We start from the raw sequence: 17,750 nt of genomic DNA on the forward strand, positions 1-17,750 counted from the left end.
ACTCTCAAAACAGTTTCCAATATTGTGAGTAACGCTATGCAGTCGCCTCAAGGGCAGAGCGCAGACCACGGTCTCGTTGAGCAGTTTTTAGATGCTATGTGGATGGAGAGAGGGTTGTCCGAGAATACCCTCGTTTCTTATCGTAATGATTTATCCAAACTCCTGACGTGGATGGAAAAGCACAATTATCGCCTGAATTTTATTAGTCTTTCAGGGCTGCAAGACTATCAAAGTTGGTTAGCTGATGCCGATTTCAAGCAGACTTCACGTGCTCGTATGTTGTCGGCGATTCGCCGCTTGTTCCAATACTTGCACCGCGAGAAAGTGAGAGGCGATGACCCAAGTGCCTTGTTGGTCAGCCCTAAACTGCCGCAGCGTCTGCCGAAAGATTTGAGTGAAGAACAAGTTGATGCCTTGCTTGAATCGCCGGATCCCAATGATCCTATTGAGCTTCGTGATAAAGCGATGCTTGAGCTACTTTATGCCACGGGTTTACGTGTTACTGAATTGATCAGTTTAACGATGGAAAACATTAGTTTACGTCAAGGCGTTGTGCGTGTGATTGGTAAGGGGGGCAAAGAGCGTTTGGTTCCGATGGGTGAAAATGCTGTGGATTGGATAGAGACTTTTATTGAACAAGGTCGCCCACAATTACTCGGTGAAAAGAGTTCTGATGTCGTTTTTCCCAGTAAACGTGCTAAGCAAATGACCCGCCAGACATTCTGGCACCGGATTAAGCATTATTCGGTTATTGCTGGTATTGATACTGAGTTATTATCACCACACGTATTAAGACACGCTTTTGCGACGCATTTACTAAACTATGGTGCTGATCTCAGGGTTGTACAGATGTTACTTGGACATAGTGACTTATCAACAACCCAAATTTATACTCATGTGGCGACCGAAAGGCTGAAGCAAATTCACGCTCAGCATCACCCTCGCGCTTAAATCTATTTATTTTAAAGGTGAACTTAATGAGCGTATTACGCCGTCTTCCTTTGTTAGTGCTTCCTCTGATGATTACTGCATGTAATGCATCAGAAGCGAAGGTAGAAACAACGTCAACAGCCGTAGAAGCCGTTCCAGCTCAAGTGATTGATACGGCAGCGTTAACCAAGCGTTTTGAAAAAATCGGTATTAAGGTCGATAAGATTATCCCTTCGGATATTGATGGCCTGTTAGAAGTTCAAACCAACAGCGGCATTATCTTTTCTTCTCCAGAGGGGGATCACTTTTTAGCCGGTACCTTATACTCTTTGGATGACAACGGTAAATTCAGTGATGTTCTGGCTGAGCGTCAAGCACCACTTAATGCGAAAAAGGTGGCGGCATTGTCCGATACCGTTATCGAATATAAAGCTGATAATGAAAAGTACATCGTGACCGTATTTACTGATATTACGTGTGGCTACTGTGTTCGTCTGCACAGCCAAATGCAGGGCTACAACGATCTGGGTATCACCGTTCGTTACATGGCTTATCCACGCCAAGGTCCGACCGGGCAAGTGGCAGAACAAATGGCCGCTATTTGGGCTTCTGATGATCCAAAATCAGCGATGCATAATGCTAAAGTCGAGCGTCAACTGCTATCGTCAAATCAAGATCTTACCGAGCAGAAAAAAATCATCGCGAAACAATATCAACTGGGGCGTGAACTGGGTATCAATGGCACTCCTGCTATCGTATTACCAAGTGGTGAGTTGGTGAGTGGTTACTTACCTCCCGCGCAGCTGCTTCAGCGTTTAGAGCAGTAAGCTTTGTATCGAGCCGTGATCTTCGTTTCGAGTAGAACGGTTCACCGTCGTTATCGTTAAGTATTTCCCATGTTTTGATTTAAGGAGTGGCCTGATTGATATCGGGCCCATTGTTATATGATAGAGATCCAACGCCGTCCTGAGGCCGACATTTCAGTCTTACCTGCTCATTTACCTGACTTGTTAAAGCGCATTTATGTGAGTCGCGGAATCGACAGTGCCGACCAACTAGAGACAGCAGCGAAAGGCTTGCACTCTTATCAAAAACTGGGTGGCATAGATGCAGCCGTTGAGCTGTTGTTCAAAGCCATTCAACAGCAAAAGCGCATCATCATTGTGGGTGATTTTGATGCCGATGGCGCGACCAGTTCTGCGTTGTCTGTTTTAGCGTTACGTATGCTTGGCAGCGCTAACGTCGATTATCTGGTACCCAACCGTTTTGAAGATGGCTATGGTTTGAGCCCTGAAGTTGTCGAACAGGCGATCGAGCTTGGTGCTGAAGTGATCATGACGGTTGATAACGGTGTCTCTTCGATTGAAGGTGTCCGTTTCGCAAAAGAAAAAGGCTTAGAAGTACTTGTTACCGATCATCACTTACCGGGCAATGAACTGCCAATGGTCGATGCGATGGTCAATCCCAACCTTGAGAGCTGTGCTTTTCCTTCGAAAGCCTTAGCGGGTGTTGGCGTCGCTTTTTACCTGATGATGGCATTGTGTGTTCACATGCGTAAATTAGGTTGGTTTGCAGAGCGCGGCATGACAGAACCTAAGTTGATGGAACTGATAGACCTTGTGGCGTTGGGTACGGTTGCCGACGTGGTGCCACTTGATGAAAACAACCGAATCTTGGTGCATCAAGGCTTGCAACGTATCCGTGCGGGCAAAGCTCGTCCGGGTATTCAAGCTTTGATCGAGATAGCCAAGCGAGACGCAAAACGTTTGGTGGCGTCTGATTTTGGTTTTGCACTGGGCCCGCGTATCAATGCGGCGGGTCGACTGGATGACATGTCGTTTGGTGTTGAGCTGCTGATGAGCAATAACATCCACGCCGCGCGTCGCATGGCGAGTGAACTGGACGGCTTGAACCAAACACGTAAAGAGATCGAAGAGGGCATGAAACAAGAAGCGATGGCCTTTTGTGAGCGGCTTGAATTTGGTAAAGATGACCTACCTTCGGGTTTAGCCCTGTTCCAACGTGATTGGCACCAAGGTGTGATTGGAATCTTGGCTTCGCGCATCAAAGATAAATACCATCGCCCAGTGATTGCGTTTGCGGATGGTGGGGAAGGCTGCATTAAGGGCTCTTGCCGCTCGATTCCGGGGCTGCACATGCGCGATGTGCTAGACAGAATCGATACTCAAAATCCGGGGTTGATCTTGAAGTTTGGTGGTCATGCAATGGCGGCTGGCTTAACCATCATGGAGAAAGACTTCGAACGCTTCAGCAAGCTGTTCAATGATGTTGTGAAGAATGAACTTGGAGAAACAGCACTGAAGGGCATTATCTTGTCTGATGGTGAGTTGTTACCAGAAGAGTTCTCGATGCACACCGCTGAAACGCTGCGTTCTGGTGGTCCATGGGGACAAGCTTTCCCTGAGCCGATCTTCGACGGTGAGTTTAAAGTGCTGCATCAAAAGCTGGTGGGTGAAAAGCACCTAAAGTTAATGCTCGAGCCGCTCTACAAAGGTCATCCTACTAATGTGATGATTGACGGTATTGCCTTTAATGTCGATTTACGTCGCTGGCCTGATGCTTCGGTGAAAACTGTACGCCTCGCATTTAAGCTCGATATTAACGAGTTTCGCGGCAACCAATCGTTGCAGTTGATGGTTGATCACATCGAAGCGAAGTAGTGCTTTTTAGGCTCAATAACGCTCATCATATAGCGCTAAATTCATCAAGCTCTGTTCATAAACAGGGCTTGTTTTCCTTTCTTCCCTTACAAATTTTACGTGTTTTTTCAGCCTGTCTATTTTATATCCCATTAAGTTGTTGAATCTTGGTTTTCCTCTCTAAAAAATTCTGTATCTCCGTCACACTTTTAAGTACAATTCTTCGGTTAAATTCTACTCATAAATGATGAGCTAAAATGTTTGAAATCAATCCTATAAAAAACCGTCTGCAGGATGTGTCTGAGCGCACACATATCCTGAGGGGGTATCTTTGACTATGACGCTAAGAAAGAGCGTCTAGAAGAAGTAAACGCAGAATTAGAACAACCGGATGTATGGAACGAACCTGAGCGTGCTCAAGCGTTAGGTAAAGAACGTTCTGCATTGGAAGCCGTAGTAGAAACGATCGACCAACTTGACCAAGGTGTTGAGGATGTTGACGGCCTATTAGAGCTTGCGGTTGAAGAAGAAGATCAAGAAACGTTCGATGAAATTGAACCAGAACTGGCCGAGCTTGAAGCTAAGCTAGAGAAGCTGGAATTCCGTCGTATGTTCTCCGGTGATCACGATGCATCAGATTGCTACATCGATTTACAGTCAGGTTCGGGCGGTACAGAAGCTCAAGACTGGACGTCAATGATGTTGCGCATGTACTTACGTTGGGCAGATTCGAAAGGCTTCAAGACTGAAGTGATCGAAGTGTCGGATGGTGATGTTGCTGGCCTTAAAGGCGCAACAGTACGTATTTCTGGTGAGTACGCTTACGGGTGGTTACGTACAGAGACGGGGGTTCACCGTTTAGTTCGTAAGTCACCATTTGATTCAAGTGGTCGTCGTCATACTTCGTTTGCTTCTGCGTTTATCTATCCTGAGATTGATGACAATATTACGATCGACATTAATCCTTCTGATTTACGTATTGACGTATACCGTGCTTCTGGCGCGGGTGGTCAGCACGTCAACACTACAGAATCGGCGGTACGTATTACTCACGTTCCGACCAACACTGTGGTTCAGTGTCAGAATGACCGTTCGCAGCATAAGAACAAAGATCAAGCGATGAAGCAGCTACGTGCTAAGCTTTTTGAACTTGAGATTCAAAAACAAAATGCGGAAAAACAAGCGAGCGAAGAAACGAAATCAGACATCGGTTGGGGCAGTCAGATCCGCTCTTACGTACTGGATGATTCTCGTATCAAAGATTTACGCACTGGCATCGAAAACCGTAATACTCAAGCGGTTCTTGACGGTGATTTAGACAAATTTATTGAAGCTAGCCTGAAATCAGGTTTGTAAGCTTTATCAACTATTAAGCTTTACCAATAATATTGGTAAAAATGCCTATATTTGCAAAGATATAGCGGTCCAAATTATAAAAGCAGGGTACATCTCTAATGACTGATGCTGTTCAAAACGAAAACGTACAAGACGCTTCTTCACCTGAAGAAAATAAACTCATTGCTGAGCGCCGTAGCAAGCTGGATCACATCCGCCAAAACTGCAAAGCAAATGGTCACCCAAATGATTTCCGTCGTGAGCACCTAGCTGGCGATCTTCAAGCGGAATTCGGTGAGAAGACGAAGGAAGAGCTAGAAGAGCTTAACCACATCGTTGCGATCGCAGGCCGTGTTATGGCGAAGCGTGGTCCATTCCTTGCGATTCAAGAAACTTCTGGTCGTATCCAAGCATACGCAGCGAAAGACGTACAAAAAGTACTGAAAGAGAAGTACCAAGGCCTAGATATCGGTGACATCATCGGTGTTAAAGGTGCGCTTCACAAATCAGGTAAAGGTGACCTTTACGTGAACATGGAAGAGTTTGAATTGCTGACTAAAGCACTTCGTCCTCTACCAGAAAAGTTCCACGGTCTCACTGATCAAGAGATGCGTTACCGTCAGCGTTACGTTGACCTAATCGTGAACGAAGATTCTCGCAACGCATTCATCGTGCGTTCTAAGCTTGTATCTTCAATCCGTAACTTCATGAGCGCGAAAGGCTACCTAGAAGTTGAAACGCCAATGATGCACGTGATCCCGGGTGGCGCAACTGCACGTCCATTCATCACTCACCACAATGCACTAGACATCGACATGTACCTACGTGTTGCACCAGAGCTTTACCTTAAGCGTCTAGTGGTTGGTGGTTTTGACCGTGTATTCGAGATCAACCGTAACTTCCGTAACGAAGGTCTATCTCCACGTCACAACCCAGAATTCACAATGATGGAATTCTACCAAGCGTACTCTGACTACAAAGACCTTATGGATCTGACTGAAGAGATGCTAAGCACGGCAGCAATGGACGTTTTGGGTTCGACTTCGATGCCTTACGGTGACGAAACGGTTGAGTTCGGTGGCACTTATGCTCGCATGAGCATGTTCGATGCAATCAAACACTACAACCCTGAGCACGCTGAGATTCAAGCGTTGACGGAAGCAGACCTACAAGACCGTGACAAGATGGTTGCTATTGCAAAATCTGTACACGTAGACGTAGAAACGTTCTGGACATGTGGTCAGCTTCTAGAAGAGATCTTTGGTGAAACGGCTGAGCCTCAGCTAATTCAACCAACGTTCATCACTGGTTACCCAGCGGACATCTCTCCTCTAGCACGTCGTAGCGATGACAACCCATTCTTCACTGACCGTTTTGAGTTCTTCATCGGTGGTCGTGAAGTTGCGAATGGTTTCTCTGAGCTTAACGATGCACAAGACCAAGACGAGCGTTTCAAAGCGCAAGTTAACGCGAAAGACGCGGGTGATGACGAAGCGATGTACTACGATGCAGACTACATTACGGCACTAGAGCACGGCCTACCGCCAACAGCGGGTCAAGGTATCGGTATCGACCGTCTAGCCATGCTATTTACAAACACGCACACAATCCGTGACGTGATCTTGTTCCCAGCAATGCGCCCACAAGCGTAATTCTCGCTTATAGGGCGTAACAGCCCTGCTTATTTTAAAAGTCACCTTCGGGTGACTTTTTCTGTTTTTATGGCTTTAAAACCTCGTCTACCCCGCACTCTTAATTCGAAAAATGACTATTTCTGACTTAGTCTTACTATTGAGACAAACATCTAGATAGTCTCACTCCCATACGATTCGGTGCTGGAGAGACGCTGATGGCACTTTATAGAGTGATGGATCGTTGAACTCGTATAGGCCTAATTTAAATAAAAACAGAACAAGGAAGAAGGATGGGGACTCAATTTAAGATGGATGCCTCACCAGGTTCTCTCATCGTCGTGGGTGGTGCGTACGAACCCTGGTTATCAGTATTAGAGCAAGTCGGTTGGCAGTGCAATCAGTGTGCCGATTTACGAAAAGCCGATGCCATGATTGCTGATATTGGCCCATGTATTGGTATTGTGGATCTTAGTCATGATGAATTCAGTCTCAACGGTATTGCTAACCTTGTGAGCAATAACAAACCGGTGAGATGGCTCGCTTTTATCCGAGAGTCACAACTGAGTTCTGATACCATTTGCCAGTTTATTGTGAATTTCTGTATCGATTTTTTCACGGCGCCCATTCCAGATGCGCAGCTATTGAGTACCATGGGACATCAATTGGGTATGCTCAAGCTTGAACAAAAAGTATGGCCGAATTACGGCATCAACAACAATATGGGGTTGTTGGGTGACTCTGTGGCTATCAAGCGTTTGAGAGATCAAGTGAGGCGTATTGGCCCGACCGATGTCAGTATTTTAATTTACGGAGAGAGTGGGGCTGGTAAAGAGACGATTGCCCGCTCCATTCATCAAAACTCATCGCGAGCGCACAAACCATTTTTAACGGTTAACTGCCGTGCCTTGTCAGAGATGAGAATAGAGGCCGAGGTGTTTGGTATTTCAGCCCAACCTGTGATAGCGGCATGTCTGTTAGAAGAAGCCGATGGCGGAACCCTGTTGCTTAATGATGTTCTAGCCATGCCACGCAATCAACAATTGAATTTGTTACGCTTTTTGCAAGAGGGTAAGATTGAAACTACGAATGGACCTAAATCCGTCGATGTGCGTATTCTGGCTGCAAACTCCTCTGATATCGAAAAAGCGTTGATCGAGGGGGATTTCAATGAAGAGCTCTACCACTATATTAATGTTCTGCGTATTCATGTCCCGAGCTTGAAAGAGCGCGGTAGTGACATATCCGTATTGGCGAATCATTTTTTGCGTGCATACTCGAAAGAGTTTAATGCTCAAGCTAAACGCTTTTCTGATGATGCTATCCGATCGATGAATCGTTACCATTGGCCGGGCAATGTTCGTGAACTGATGAACCAAATTAAACGTGTGGTCTTGATGTCGGATACGATGATCATTGACGAGCATCAACTCGAATTACCAAAACAGAATGATGAACGCCGAAGCTTGAAGAGTATTAGAGAAAGCTCAGAGCGCGATGCATTGTTAATGGCTTTGGAATCATATAGCGGTCAAGTGTCGCAGGCTGCTAAGGAGCTTGGCGTATCACGGGCAACGATGTACCGTTTATTGAATAAACACGGCCTTATTTCTGAGGGGGTTGTGTAGACTCTTTCTCGATGATTTTATTCAGTCACTGTAAATGAAAAGCCATGTATCTACGTGGTTTTTTTGTTTCTGAAGGATAGTCCGTTGTTTTCTAGATCAGCCCTAAGAGAGATATGCTGTGATTGTATATAATCATAGTGAATGTTTTATATGTAAATGAATATGAAACTAATATTTCAGGAGAATGCATTGTTTTAAAAATGTTAACTAATTAGCGGTTGAATAATATACTCACTTGGTTAGACTTTAACCGTGAAAGCAAATATTTAACAAAGACTTGTCTGCTTTTATTACCCCATTTTTTTTTGGATTTTTTAGTTAGTTTGGAGGCGCAAATGAAACATTTCGATTTTATACAGCATATTTGCGCGTCGTTTGATCCGTGTACTGACATGGTGACTGATATGTCACAAACATCAGCCATGGCCGATCGAAACATTCACGATAAACCTAACTAACAGATCCGTACCCTTATTTGGCTGCGGAAAAATAGCAGCTAAGTGAGAAGCCCTCATACTATCTAACACGCTATTTTTCCTCAGTTGATTCAACAACTGGAGAGTTATTATGCGTCACTCAGTATATTTAAAATTAGCAACAGTCCTAATCCGTGCCGATCTTCGTCGTGAAGAGCGTGAATGGCAACGAAAAGTTCGTCGTAGTTCATATGATCTGCCGTGGAACAATACTCACTTATTAAGAGATATTGGCCTTGAAGCTGACGGTCGACCGATTGGTTTTTCTGAGCCAGAAGTCGTCACTATTGAACGTCGAGTACGTCACCTTCGTCGTGTCTTAAGTGCGCGAATACCGACGTAATCTACGGGGTTGATAGCACCATTCAACCCCTAAGATAAGTCACAGTGATAGTTATGGCGTCGAACGTGCAAACTTTTGAACTAGAACTGGCCAAAAAAGAGAAGCGCTTGCTTCTCTTTTTGGCTTTTTTAAGCTGTTATCTAGTAAAGGAAAAGAGTTCTACTACGCTTTATAGAGCAAGGGAGGCTGGCTATGCAAATGCATCAATTAGACATGTGGTTACATGGCGACCACAAAGACTCTTATCAAATCCCCAAGGTGTACGTTATTGGCTGTTCTGATATCTCAGAATATCTATTGGCGGTGGAGTACAAACACAAGCTAGAACCGGTAAAACAAGATAATGAGCCGCTTCATTTTGGATCTTTAGATCAAGTGAAAGAGGAGTTACTTCGGCTCGGTTTTGAAAAGGCTTATCTTCGTTTACACAACGCATATGACGAGTTTGGTCATGAACCAAGTCAAAGTTACTGTGACATTGAATTAGCGCTTAAACCTCATTAGGGGTATCTATAACGTAAAATGATCCGTGTAAACGAGTTTAGATCATGTTCATTAAGCGTAGTGTGAAGCCAGCAATTTGTGGGTGAATTGAGTTCGTAGATAGAAACCTCGTGGTTTCGTCTTGATGGGCTTTCCACTGGCACCGTAAGCTTCGGTTAACACTCGGCTGTTAGCGGCTTTTGGTCGAAGATGCAGCGCTTCGCCGTGTCTTGCTGTTATCTGCTCAACATGGCCTAATACGATCAACTCCATCAACTCTTCCCAATCTTGCTTCAAGAGTTTGTCTTCAGCTTGGCTCGGTGTCCATAATAAAGGGGATCCTACATGCCTCTCAGCGAGCGGGATCTCTCTTTCTCCCTCAACCGGGATCCACAATACCTTAGACAGCTTGTTTCGAACGTGGCTGGTTTCCCAAGTAATGCCTTGCACACCCATCAATGGCGCGACACAAACAAACGTAGTTTCGAGTGGCTTGCCAGAATAGCCAATCGGGATACTTTTTAGTTCAATACCAAGTTTGGCAAAATCTTGTTCAGGTTTGCTGCCTGCCACCGCACCTAAGTGCCATTCCAACAGTTGCCCGACCCAACCTTTATCACGCTTAAGATCGTTTGGTATCATCATCTCAGCTTCGTTGGCGAGCTCTTTGAAGGTCATTCCGGCAATCGCGTAGGCTCTGTCTAACAGTTCTTGTTGAGTTTGTGGTTCTGGTTTCATAATACAAGGCATGATAAAAAAAAATATTTTACCAGAAGTTATCACTATATGACGACTGGTTAATAAATGATCTCTTGATTTCAGAATGGATCAATCTCATGGTTATCCACAGGACATGAAGGTTACTGATCGAAATATTAATTGGGTGTATAAATAAACAGGGATTTGTAGTGGATAAAATGCTTGCTAAATGGGGTTCAAAATGAATCTTTCACTCGCTCGTGTGGATAAACACCTGAGTGGTTGATCTTTAACCATACGCTTTTTTGAAAAGATCTTTTGCTATGTGAATGTTTTTAAAAATTTTATTTTTAATTTAAGTTGTTGATTTTTAATTGTTTAAAATAATAATTTTAGCTTTTCTATTTAAGGTTATGATGAGTCTATGGATTAAACAAAACGATTGCGGTGAATTCTTCACACAGTTATTCACAGAAAAGGTGAATAAATGTGGTCTATGTCTCACTATTGTGTGGGTAACTAGAATTTGAGCAAAACTTATCCATATTCTTAGTTAATATTCATAAATATCGCGCTTATCACGTCACTAAGTTTGCTCCAATTGGGGATATGTGGAAAAATCAGTGTAATTAAAAATTTAGATAGAGGTTGGCCAGTGATAGATGGCGATGGTTACCGATTAAATGTTGGTATTGTAATCTGTAACAACCATGGTCAGGTCTTCTGGGCTAAACGATACGGGCAACATTCCTGGCAATTCCCTCAAGGGGGAATCGATGAAGGTGAAACTCCGGAACAAGCAATGTACCGCGAGTTGTATGAAGAGGTTGGCCTTACTAAAAAGGATGTGAAAATCGTTGCGACAAGTCGTCATTGGTTACGCTATAAGCTACCCAAACGACTGGTTCGATGGGATTCTAAACCTGTCTGTATTGGACAAAAACAGAAGTGGTTTCTTTTACGCTTAGATTGCGATGAGTCGTGTATCAATATGCAGCGTGGAAGTACACCTGAGTTTGATGGTTGGCGTTGGGTGAGTTACTGGTACCCTGTTCGGCAAGTTGTTTCTTTTAAGCGAGATGTTTACCGTCGAGCGATGAAAGAATTCGCGTCTTTAGCAATGCCGTTTAAAGAGCGAAAAATGAAAGGAAAACGCAAATTGCGTAGAGGTTAAGCATGCTCAGTCAACTAAGGGAAATAGTTGAACACGTATCAAGAGTTGAAGATGTGTCGACGGCTCTTGATATTTTAGTTAAAGAGACATGCAGTGCGATGCAGACGGAATGTTGCACCGTGTATTTGGCCAATCATGATATGCAGCGCCTTGAGTTGATGGCAACTCAAGGCCTGATCTTTAAAGGCAGTAGTATTCACATTGGTTTTGACGAAGGTTTGGTTGGCCTTGTTAAAAGAAGTGCTGAACCTATCAACCTTGCACAAGCGTCTGCTCACCCTGCGTATAAGTTTTTTCCAGAACTTGGAGAAAACGTCTATCACTCTTTTCTTGGCACTCCGATTATCCATCGCAAGCAAGTGCTTGGTGTTTTGGTTATTCAACAGAAGTCCCCACGTTTATTCAGTGAGATGGAAGAGTCTTTTCTTGTCACACTCTCCGCCCAACTTGCGGTGATTGTGGCACATGCCCAAACTCAAGGTCATTGGCTGTTAGAGCAACAGAAGCTACCTGCGACTAAAGGTATTGCCGCTTCATCGGGCGTGGCGATTGGTGATTTATGGTGGGATAACACGCAACCTGAACTCACCGATGTTTATCCAGCTTCGACGCTCAATGTAGAGAGAGAGCATGAGTTGTTGGCGGTTGCGGTTGAAAACGCCCTCAATGACTTTAAGCGAATGCGAAAGCGTTTGGACAGCGAAATCAATAAAGACGCGCTGGCGATCTTTGACCTGTTTACTCACTTACTCAATGATCCTATGTTGCGTAAGGATCTTAAAAATCAGATTCAGAAAGGCGATAAGGCTGATTGGGCATTAAGACAGGTTGTTGAGAGTTATTCGAATCGCTTTGCTCGTATGTCTGATGTTTATCTTCGAGAGAGAGCACAAGATATCCGAGAGCTCGGACAAAGGCTGCTCTATTTCCTTCATAACTCCGAGCATGCACTCCGTACGTTAGACAAGCCCATTATTTTGGTGGTTCGTGAGTTAACGGCTTCGGTATTAGCGTCGATTCCAAAAGAAAAACTGCTGGCCGTAATTTCCATAGAAGGGGCGGCCAACTCACACGCAGCGATCTTATCTCGTGCTCTTGGCATTCCTTCTGTGATGGGAGTTAATCTCAACCTTGTTCAAGCGAATGGTAAGCAGGCGATTGTTGATGGATATAGTGGTGAGATCTTTATTGAGCCGACCCAAAATCTACTCAATGAATACCAAGGATTGATTTTAGAAGAGGGTGAACTCTCTTCTATGGTTAACCGAGAACTCAACTTACCGGCAAAAACGCAAGATGGTCAACCGGTCGAGATCTTGTTGAATGCAGGTTTAAGTGCGGATACTAACATTGCGATCAACCAAGGCGTTGATGGGGTGGGGCTGTATCGAACAGAAATTTCTTTCTTATTACAGCAGAGGTTTCCGTCAGAGGATGAACAGTTTAAGCAGTATCATTCCGTGCTCACGAGCTACCCAGAAAAGCAAGTGGTGATGCGTACGCTTGATATCGGCGGTGATAAAGCCTTGCCTTATTTCCCCATCGAAGAAGACAATCCATTCCTTGGTTGGCGTGGCATTCGATTCACACTCGATCACCCTGATATCTTTATTATTCAATTACGTGCCATGCTACGAGCTAGCTGCAGCAGTCAAAACTTAAGTATCTTACTGCCGATGATTTCCAGCACTCAAGAATTGGATGATGCGGTTCAGCTCATTGAGCAGGCTTATCATGAAGTGCATGAACTGGATAATCGAGTGTGCATGCCTCGTGTTGGTATCATGATTGAAGTTCCGTCAATGCTTTATCTACTGCCGTTCATTGCCGATAAGGTTGATTTTGTTTCTGTTGGTACTAACGATTTAACGCAATATTTATTGGCGGTTGATCGGAACAATTCACGAGTATCTGATGTCTATGAATCCATGCACCCTGCAGTGATCATGGCATTAAAACAAATTCATGATATCTGTAAGCAATATCAATTACCGGTGTGTATTTGTGGAGAGCTAGCGGGCGACCCGATGGGAGCACTATTACTGATTGGCTTAGGGTATGAAACGTTAAGTATGAATACTTCGAATGTGGCCAGAATCAAATATTTGATTCGTCAATCTTGCTTGAGTGAATTACAGGATTTGGCAAATAAGGCACTTTCGAAACCGTATGGTAGTGACATCTATAGTATGATGCTGAACTATTTCGAAGAGCGTAAATTTACAGGCTTCATTCGAGCGGGCAAAAAATAGGATTTAACGTGTCATATGAACTGATAGGTTTGTTAGCAGGCCTTGGGGCCATTGTTGGTGTTTTAGCAGGCTTGCTTGGTATTGGTGGGGGATTGCTGGTGGTTCCTGCCCTACTGTTTTTGCTTCCTAAAGCGGGCATTCCCCAAGAGTTTGCGATGCAAATGGCATTAGCTACGTCGTTATCAACCATCATTGTTACCTCAGGCTCATCTGCGATCAATCATTTAAAATTGGGCAACATTGATATATTTGTTGTGAAGTGGCTGATACCTGGTGTGGTTGTCGGTGGTTTCCTTGGTTCTTTTGTAGCCGACGTGATTCCAGCTCAATACTTACCAAAAGTCTTCGGCGTGATCGTGTTGGTGTTAGCGTTACAAATGCTATTATCGATCCGATCCAAGAGTCAGAAAGTGATGCCGACGCCAGCTAAAACGATATTGTGCGGTGGCGGGATTGGCTTAGTCTCAAGCTTGGCAGGTATTGGCGGTGGGTCGTTATCGGTGCCGTTTCTTAACCATCATGGTGTGGAAATGCGTAAAGCGGTGGGGTCCTCTTCGGTGTGTGGTTGTGTTATCGCAATCTCGGGAATGCTGGGATTCATTTGGCATGGCTCTTCTGTTGAGGGGCTACCTGCGTTGAGTTTAGGTTATGTGTATTTACCCGCTTTGATCGCGATATCTTGTGTCTCTGTTCTGACGACAAAAGTGGGTGCGAAATTGGCGACTCAATTGCCAACCCCAGTATTAAAGAAAGTCTTTGCGGTCTTTTTAATGTTTATAGCAGCCACAATGCTGCTGTAGTGTCTTTTCTGTTAGCTGTTGTTAACCGTTATTTAATTTAGATAGAGAGCCTAGTATGTCTCAGGGTTTTATCGAATACCCAAATATCGATCCGGTTCTTATTGAACTAGGACCAATTTCAGTTCGCTGGTATGGCTTAATGTACCTTGTTGGTTTTATGTTTGCTCTTTGGTTGGCAAATCGCCGGGCTGATAAGCCGGGCAGTGGTTGGACACGAGAGCAAGTATCAGATTTACTGTTTGCTGGCTTCCTTGGCGTGGTTGTTGGTGGCCGCATTGGCTATGTACTTTTTTATAATTTTGGCCTTTTCCTTGCTGATCCGCTTTACCTATTTAAAGTGTGGACAGGCGGGATGTCTTTCCATGGTGGTTTGCTTGGGGTTATTACGGCCATGGTTTGGTATGCCAAAAAGAACGGTCGAACCTTCTTCGGTGTCGCGGACATGATCGCACCATTAGTTCCGTTTGGCTTAGGGATGGGGCGTTTAGGTAATTTCATGAATAGTGAGCTATGGGGGCGTGTAACCGATGTACCATGGGCCATCGTATTCCCGAATGGTGGACCATTTCCTCGCCATCCATCTCAGCTTTATGAAATGGCCCTCGAGGGGATTGTATTGTTCTTCATCTTGAACTGGTTTATCAAAAAGCCGCGTCCTCTTGGTTCGGTTTCGGGGTTATTCCTAGCTGGATATGGTACATTCCGCTTCCTCGTTGAATACGTACGTGAACCTGATGCTCAACTCGGGTTGTTCGGTGGATTCATTTCTATGGGACAAATTCTATCACTGCCAATGGTTATTATTGGTGTGTTGATGATGGTTTGGGCATACAAGCGTGGTCACTACAAAGATGAATTACCACAACAAACGAAGTAAGGAATTGGTGTGAAACAGTATTTAGATCTCTGTCAGCGTATCGTTGACCACGGTACTTGGATTGAAAATGAACGCACAGGCAAGCGCTGCCTCACTGTGATCAATGCTGACCTTGAATATGATGTTGGCAATAACCAATTCCCACTGGTAACAACGCGTAAAAGTTTTTGGAAAGCTGCTGTTGCTGAGTTACTTGGCTATATTCGTGGTTACGATAATGCGGAAGACTTTCGCAAGCTAGGGACTAAAACTTGGGATGCGAACTCTAACCTCAACGAAGCATGGCTCAATAACCCATACCGTAAGGGTGAAGATGATATGGGGCGTGTTTATGGTGTTCAAGGGCGCGCTTGGGCAAAACCAGACGGCGGCTATATCGATCAACTGAAGAAAATTGTTGACGATTTAACTAACGGTATTGATGACCGTGGTGAGATCTTAAACTTTTACAACCCTGGTGAGTTCCACATGGGCTGTTTGCGTCCATGTATGTACAGTCACCATTTTTCTTTGCTTGGTGACACTCTGTACCTAAACAGTACTCAGCGCTCTTGTGATGTTCCGCTAGGTTTGAACTTCAACATGGTTCAAGTGTATGTGTTCTTGGCTATCATGGCACAAATTACTGGAAAGAAAGCGGGTGTGGCTTACCATAAGCTTGTTAATGCTCATATCTACGAAGACCAATTAGCGCCAATGCGTGATATTCAATTGAAACGTGAGCCATTGGCTGGTCCAACGTTCCATATTAACCCAGAGATTAAGTCTCTAGAAGATCTGGAAACGTGGGTGACGATGGATGATTTCTGGGTTGAAAACTACGAGTGCCATGAAGCGATTAAGTACCCGTTCTCGGTGTAATGTCATCCGCTTCGTTTGATTGAAAGGCTGCCTTTGTGTAGCCTTTTTTATTTTTATACTTGGCTTGATTACTATTTGCAAAACCAATAACCTTGGAGGGTCTTTTCTAACCACAGAACAACTATGACTCGCTCGCATTACTTCGTATTGCAACACGACTTTCCTATTGCTTTCTACCCTGATAAAAATCAGTTAGTGATTGATAGTGAAGAGATTCATTTGGAGCCATTACAATCAAGGCTACTCAGCTATTTCATCGAAAAGCATGGGCAAGTGGTTAGCGTTCAACAGATAGCCGTTGATGTGTGGCAAAGAACTCAAGTGTCTGACAACTTGGTTAGACAGGTCATCAGTTTACTGCGCAGTCAGCTTCAGGATAAGTCACGTCCGTATCGCATTATTCAGACCATTCCAAAGCAAGGTTACCTGTTCGATATTGAGATAATTCAGCCTAGCGTTGAGACGACGCCTGTCGCAGAAGTCTCCCTACCGGCGACCAAAGAGGTTGTTGCTAAGTCCAAAAAGAAAACTATCGGCCTTATTACAAGCGCCGTATTCGCGTTTGGTTTGATCGCGATTTTGGCATGGAAAAGTGATGTCCCAACCCATGATACTGTGGTTATTGCTGCCCATCAAAGTGATGTGATCCCCGTTTATATCCATGATATTACGCTCGATTCTGCGAACGATTATAAGATGTCAGAAAGCGTCTATAACTATCTTTTTTATGGGCTGAACTCGGCTACAAATTTATCCGGGTACCACTTTTCTCAGCTATCGAAACAGGGCAAACAATCGGTTGCCAATAATGGTGTTGAACTCAAAAGTTGGCTTAAGAAAAAGGGCGATGACTATACGCTTAGTGTGCTAATACAAAATAATCGCCAACCTAATCAAAGTCAGAAGGTGGAGAAGAGCTTTCGCCAAGATAACTTCTTTAATGCTGTTGGGGATGTCATTCTTGAGATCAAAGCCATTATCGCCCCGGCGAGTTCAGAATACGGCGTGGCAAGTCATCGAGTGACCTCTATTGATAGCTATGATGATTGGAGTGTTATTTCTGAGGGGATCTCGCTGTTCTACCAAGGTAAAGGTGGTCAGCCATTTGAGGATATTGCTCTTCAATTGGCAATCATTCGACATCAAGGGCGAGACAATTATCTGGTTAATGCGTTGCTCTCTTATTCTGAATCTTTGGCTTATTTGCAAAACCATAAACAGGAAGACCGTGAACAATCACTGCAATTTGCGAAGCAAGCCTTCGAGATGAACCCGCGTTGTGATATTGCCAACTTAACGTTGGGTCTTGCGCTGGTCATCAACCAACATGCTAATCAAGCTTTCCCTTACCTCTCTTATGCTGCTGAAAGCACCCCGAGTCCAATCAGTTTTTATCTACTGAGTGCTGCAGATAAGTTGTCGGATAATCCAAAAGGTTCGCAATACTATTATCAACGTTTTACTGAAGTGAAAAAAGAGCGTAACGGCCAACTATTTGATCTTATTGACTCTTTATAAAAAACAAACCTTTTCTAAACCATAAAATACGCTTGCAAGTGAAGGGGGAGGCTTACCGCTGATAACTAGGGCATTTCCGTGGG

General features: G+C 44.3%; 15 protein-coding genes. 14 read left to right on the forward strand and 1 reads right to left on the reverse strand.

The features are described from left to right. Positions 1-36: 36 nt before the first annotated feature. From xerD to OCU36_RS02560, 8 genes are all read left to right on the forward strand, one after another. On the forward strand, positions 37-951 hold the full coding sequence (gene xerD / locus OCU36_RS02525) for a site-specific tyrosine recombinase XerD (RefSeq protein ID WP_261838902.1): 915 nt from the start codon (positions 37-39) through the stop codon (positions 949-951). A 26-nt stretch (positions 952-977) separates the two neighbouring features. Next, a complete protein-coding gene (locus OCU36_RS02530; protein ID WP_261838903.1) occupies positions 978-1,757 on the forward strand; it encodes a thioredoxin fold domain-containing protein in 780 nt (259 codons plus the stop codon). Positions 1,758-1,874: 117 nt separating this feature from the next. Continuing rightward, positions 1,875-3,611, forward strand: coding sequence for a single-stranded-DNA-specific exonuclease RecJ (gene recJ, locus OCU36_RS02535; RefSeq protein ID WP_261838904.1), 1,737 nt, complete (start codon positions 1,875-1,877; stop codon positions 3,609-3,611). A gap of 236 nt (positions 3,612-3,847) precedes the next feature. Further along, a protein-coding gene (gene prfB / locus OCU36_RS02540; RefSeq protein ID WP_261838905.1) for a peptide chain release factor 2 occupies positions 3,848-4,946 on the forward strand; the annotation gives its coding sequence in 2 pieces (ribosomal slippage) (positions 3,848-3,922 and positions 3,924-4,946; 1,098 coding nt in all). Between the two features lie 98 nt (positions 4,947-5,044). Continuing rightward, positions 5,045-6,577: a lysine--tRNA ligase gene (gene lysS / locus OCU36_RS02545; RefSeq protein ID WP_261838906.1), complete on the forward strand. Its 1,533-nt coding sequence runs from the start codon at positions 5,045-5,047 to the stop codon at positions 6,575-6,577. Between the two features lie 272 nt (positions 6,578-6,849). Further along, on the forward strand, positions 6,850-8,184 hold the full coding sequence (gene vpsR / locus OCU36_RS02550; RefSeq protein WP_261838907.1) for a cyclic-di-GMP-binding transcriptional regulator VpsR: 1,335 nt from the start codon (positions 6,850-6,852) through the stop codon (positions 8,182-8,184). A gap of 567 nt (positions 8,185-8,751) precedes the next feature. Beyond that, the gene (locus OCU36_RS02555; RefSeq protein WP_004735015.1) at positions 8,752-9,003 is read left to right on the forward strand and encodes a hypothetical protein; all 252 of its coding nucleotides are present in this window, start codon (positions 8,752-8,754) and stop codon (positions 9,001-9,003) included. 192 nt (positions 9,004-9,195) lie between these two features. Continuing rightward, positions 9,196-9,507: a DUF6482 family protein gene (locus OCU36_RS02560; RefSeq protein ID WP_261838908.1), complete on the forward strand. Its 312-nt coding sequence runs from the start codon at positions 9,196-9,198 to the stop codon at positions 9,505-9,507. A 51-nt stretch (positions 9,508-9,558) separates the two neighbouring features. On the opposite strand, the gene mutH is transcribed toward OCU36_RS02560, so the two are convergent. Next, positions 9,559-10,224 (reverse strand): DNA mismatch repair endonuclease MutH, encoded by a 666-nt coding sequence (gene mutH / locus OCU36_RS02565; RefSeq protein ID WP_261838909.1) that lies wholly within the window; start codon positions 10,222-10,224, stop codon positions 9,559-9,561. Positions 10,225-10,840: 616 nt separating this feature from the next. Between mutH and rppH the strand changes: the two genes are divergently transcribed. The 6 genes from rppH (at position 10,841) to OCU36_RS02595 (ending at position 17,667) form a co-directional block, all read left to right on the forward strand. Continuing rightward, positions 10,841-11,359, forward strand: a complete 519-nt coding sequence (gene rppH, locus OCU36_RS02570; protein WP_261838910.1) for an RNA pyrophosphohydrolase — start codon at positions 10,841-10,843, stop codon at positions 11,357-11,359. Between the two features lie 2 nt (positions 11,360-11,361). Beyond that, the gene (gene ptsP, locus OCU36_RS02575) at positions 11,362-13,611 is read left to right on the forward strand and encodes a phosphoenolpyruvate--protein phosphotransferase (protein ID WP_261838911.1); all 2,250 of its coding nucleotides are present in this window, start codon (positions 11,362-11,364) and stop codon (positions 13,609-13,611) included. 8 nt (positions 13,612-13,619) lie between these two features. Then, positions 13,620-14,411 carry a sulfite exporter TauE/SafE family protein gene (locus OCU36_RS02580; RefSeq protein WP_261838912.1) on the forward strand — a complete coding sequence of 264 codons (792 nt, stop codon included), beginning with the start codon at positions 13,620-13,622 and terminating at the stop codon, positions 14,409-14,411. 55 nt (positions 14,412-14,466) lie between these two features. After that, positions 14,467-15,288 carry a prolipoprotein diacylglyceryl transferase gene (lgt, locus tag OCU36_RS02585; protein WP_261838913.1) on the forward strand — a complete coding sequence of 274 codons (822 nt, stop codon included), beginning with the start codon at positions 14,467-14,469 and terminating at the stop codon, positions 15,286-15,288. A 9-nt stretch (positions 15,289-15,297) separates the two neighbouring features. After that, positions 15,298-16,149, forward strand: coding sequence for a thymidylate synthase (locus OCU36_RS02590; RefSeq protein ID WP_261838914.1), 852 nt, complete (start codon positions 15,298-15,300; stop codon positions 16,147-16,149). A gap of 123 nt (positions 16,150-16,272) precedes the next feature. Continuing rightward, positions 16,273-17,667: a winged helix-turn-helix domain-containing protein gene (locus tag OCU36_RS02595; protein ID WP_261838915.1), complete on the forward strand. Its 1,395-nt coding sequence runs from the start codon at positions 16,273-16,275 to the stop codon at positions 17,665-17,667. Positions 17,668-17,750 lie beyond the last annotated feature (83 nt).

This window comes from Vibrio artabrorum (assembly GCF_024347295.1).
In the GTDB taxonomy this organism is placed as follows: domain Bacteria; phylum Pseudomonadota; class Gammaproteobacteria; order Enterobacterales; family Vibrionaceae; genus Vibrio; species Vibrio artabrorum.